Here is a 2,636-nt window from a genome sequence, read left to right as displayed (position 1 = left end):
AGGTGAGACCCCGCAAGCTATGCTTGTGAGGCTCACCGCCCGACCCACGGGAAGCGAGCATCCTGGGGCGGAAATCAACCACCTTGTTTCATAGCTGTAAAGTTTACGAAAACAGCCTTATTTTATTATTAGATACAAACGGGAAGATCGTATGCAGAGGAGGAATAGTTATGGCAAAGTTTATCAGTATTTTTGTCTTAGTATTAGTGGTGAGCATAATCTTCTTCTTCATGTTAGCTGGTTTATTTCCAAGCGGCAATTCTGCCGAAACAGCAATATATACAATCGGAACGATAACTGTAATCCTTCTCTCTTTTTTGATTGCCTTAGTGTTTCAATTGATTGAACTGATTAAAAGAAAATTATAGATTATTTTACCTTTATTATTTTGTACTTCTGTATGAACGGATACATACTTTGTATTGTTGAGTATAGCTGCAGAAAAGTAATGCCAAGCGAAATTGTCCTGCTTGGCACTGCTTGCCCATTGAGGATACATAAAGTTAGAAATGTTAAAGACAAGGCGATTTATACTGAACGATCAGCATGGGATTTTCTTATTTTAGCAGCAATCCATTCAGTGAGAAAGGAGAGGGCCAGTCTCATTGCAAATATCGTAAATGAACTAAGCGCAAGTCCTTTGCAGTACCATTCAAAAACAGAGTTTAATAGAAGTGTGAAACCCCAGAATGCAAATGTAACGGCGTGAGATATTAACGGCTTTGGGATCTATTTTGCTGCTATGTTTAAAAAACATCATGCCACCTTTTCATCTTGAATTTCCTTCCTTCTAGTAAAACTCCATGCTTTTTCATCTAATTCTCATCGTTAAATCATATGTAAGCATTAAATGCCTACTTCATACACTTTATTTCCTCTAGTTCCTCTTGAACTATTTTCAGATAATCGGTTCTATCCAGTACTTGAAAGAGCACACAAGCATATTCGAGAAAGTTTATACCGTTTTCTTTATCATTTAATTTGATAAGTATGCTGCCCTTTGGTACAGAAGTTCCCCAAATAAAAAGGTGGAATGATGCTGTTTGCAGTGTTCAATGCCTTTATTGCAGTAGCTTAATGCCTCAGAGTATTCGTTTAAACTAAAAAGAAATTTGCTTGAAATTATAGCAAATCCTCACATATATGTAGGTATTCGTTGGGAGGGGCATGTATCATTTTCTTCTTGCTTACCAGGGTGAAAAGCGGGGAGATATGATTTCTTCTGGACTTTGAAAAAGCAAAAAAGCTATGAAAATTAAGGAGCGGGACGGATGAAAAAACCGGGCCGCCTAAACATTGTTAAATGGGTACCTGGTGAAGTAACGGTTAGAGAGTGAAAAAGATGAAAAAATAAGAATACCTTGAACACTTTTCTTTTAAGCGGAAAAGTGCTTTTTTTTGTATGACTTTTTACCTAACTGCAAGAAAGTAAAAAAAGTCGTTTTTCCTATTAGTTTAAATGGGTATGTATATTATAATGTAAAATATGGAAAAAATAGATAGTTTTATTCTATTAAATGATACCCGTTTAGACATATTCATGGATTGACGGACTTAAAAACTTAAGAGTGAGAGGTGCCAGCATGGAAGTGACAGATTCATTAACAGCCGCCCATCATTTAGCTGCTTCTGCCATTGCAAAAATTGATGAACAAATCACCCGGCTAAATGCAGCGAAAGCGGATATTACGAGCGAACAGACATCTGGTATAACAGAAATCAAAGCTGTACTTGACCCGGACTTAGGGAAATCCTGGACTGGAGATCGGGCTGATAAGTTTGAGAAAGCGAGAAATAAAGCCCATAAGACCATTTCGAATATATTGAATGATGACTATGATCATTATATTAGTGAAATAGAACAGAAGATTGCATGGCTGGAAATTGAGAGAGCTGCTGTTGCGGCAGTTAGTGCGGAGATTACAGTTGCAGAAAAGCTAATTGAAAAAGGCGAGAAGCCCGTCAAGGAAGTCGCCCACTTTATTCATAATATTACAAAGAAGGTGTTTTAATGCAGCAACAAATGGAGCAAGAGATAAAGCTGAAACATGACAGTGTTATCAGCCAGCTGTCAAAGACGAAAACAGCGTTAGAAGCTTTAACATTAAATTCGCCAGCTAAGGCTGGCAGCAATACACTGGATTTCACCAGTCATTGGAAGGAACGGGAAGAACAAATTACCGAATTGCTCAAAGGGTATATAGCTGTTGTCCAAAAAAGCATCGAAGATACAAAAGCAGGCGTTGATTTACTGAAGCATCAGGATGAGGCGATAATCAGGAAATAAACAGGGAAGGGCCTGATACAATGGCAAATGCCAAAATTTATGAACATAACACACTGATAGCGGCCATGAAGGAACGCGCCAAGCAATATGAAGAACTTGAAAAGCAAATCACCGCGCTCAAAAAAGAATTCGAAGCCATTGTCAAAATGGATGATGAGCTTCAGGGAAATGGCGCCAAATCGATTAAAGGATTTTACGGGGCGCAGGGAGATCTTGCGGATGCCTGGCTGTGGCTGATTAAGGCAAACATCGCCTTTTTCAATGGAGTCAGCGGCTCTGCTGAGGATGTCAAGCTCTCAGGAGACACCGTCGTCATGGAACCTTTTCTCGAGGACGAGGTTTCAAACGG

6 protein-coding genes are annotated in these 2,636 nt (G+C 39.0%); 5 read left to right on the top strand and 1 reads right to left on the bottom strand.

Annotated features, from left to right (window positions below; genetic code table 11):
• Window positions 1-170 precede the first annotated feature (170 nt).
• Both BIV59_RS22490 and BIV59_RS22485 read left to right on the top strand, forming a co-directional pair.
• Window positions 171-368 carry a hypothetical protein gene (locus BIV59_RS22490; protein ID WP_071353686.1) on the top strand — a complete coding sequence of 66 codons (198 nt, stop codon included), beginning with the start codon at window positions 171-173 and terminating at the stop codon, window positions 366-368.
• A gap of 80 nt (window positions 369-448) precedes the next feature.
• Window positions 449-709, top strand: coding sequence for a hypothetical protein (locus BIV59_RS22485; RefSeq protein WP_071353685.1), 261 nt, complete (start codon window positions 449-451; stop codon window positions 707-709).
• A 267-nt stretch (window positions 710-976) separates the two neighbouring features.
• On the opposite strand, the gene BIV59_RS24625 is transcribed toward BIV59_RS22485, so the two are convergent.
• Window positions 977-1,123 carry a hypothetical protein gene (locus BIV59_RS24625; RefSeq protein ID WP_481747457.1) on the bottom strand — a complete coding sequence of 49 codons (147 nt, stop codon included), beginning with the start codon at window positions 1,121-1,123 and terminating at the stop codon, window positions 977-979.
• A gap of 460 nt (window positions 1,124-1,583) precedes the next feature.
• Here BIV59_RS24625 and BIV59_RS22480 point away from each other — a divergent pair, with 460 nt between their 5' ends.
• From BIV59_RS22480 to BIV59_RS22470, 3 genes are all read left to right on the top strand, one after another.
• On the top strand, window positions 1,584-2,012 hold the full coding sequence (locus tag BIV59_RS22480) for a DUF5082 family protein (protein ID WP_071353684.1): 429 nt from the start codon (window positions 1,584-1,586) through the stop codon (window positions 2,010-2,012).
• Complete coding sequence (locus BIV59_RS22475; RefSeq protein WP_240501977.1) at window positions 2,012-2,287, top strand: DUF5344 family protein; 276 nt, start codon at window positions 2,012-2,014, stop codon at window positions 2,285-2,287. Before BIV59_RS22480 ends, BIV59_RS22475 begins: the two co-directional genes overlap by 1 nt.
• Window positions 2,288-2,307: 20 nt before the next feature.
• A partial coding sequence (locus BIV59_RS22470; protein ID WP_240501976.1) for a T7SS effector LXG polymorphic toxin occupies window positions 2,308-2,636 on the top strand: 329 nt, incomplete at its 3' end.

The sequence above is a fragment of the Bacillus sp. MUM 13 genome (genome assembly GCF_001866725.1).
Lineage (GTDB): Bacteria > Bacillota > Bacilli > Bacillales > DSM-1321 > Peribacillus.
This window is presented reverse-complemented; position numbering and strand designations above follow the sequence as displayed.

What these genes read in the sequence shown, in the direction of transcription:
- BIV59_RS22490 (WP_071353686.1), top strand. Translation starts at nt 171, where the DNA reads ATGGCAAAGTTTATCAGTATTTTTGTCTTAGTATTAGTGGTGAGCATA.
- BIV59_RS22485 (WP_071353685.1), top strand. Translation starts at nt 449, where the DNA reads ATGCCAAGCGAAATTGTCCTGCTTGGCACTGCTTGCCCATTGAGGATA.
- BIV59_RS22480 (WP_071353684.1), top strand. Translation starts at nt 1,584, where the DNA reads ATGGAAGTGACAGATTCATTAACAGCCGCCCATCATTTAGCTGCTTCT.
- BIV59_RS22475 (WP_240501977.1), top strand. Translation starts at nt 2,012, where the DNA reads ATGCAGCAACAAATGGAGCAAGAGATAAAGCTGAAACATGACAGTGTT.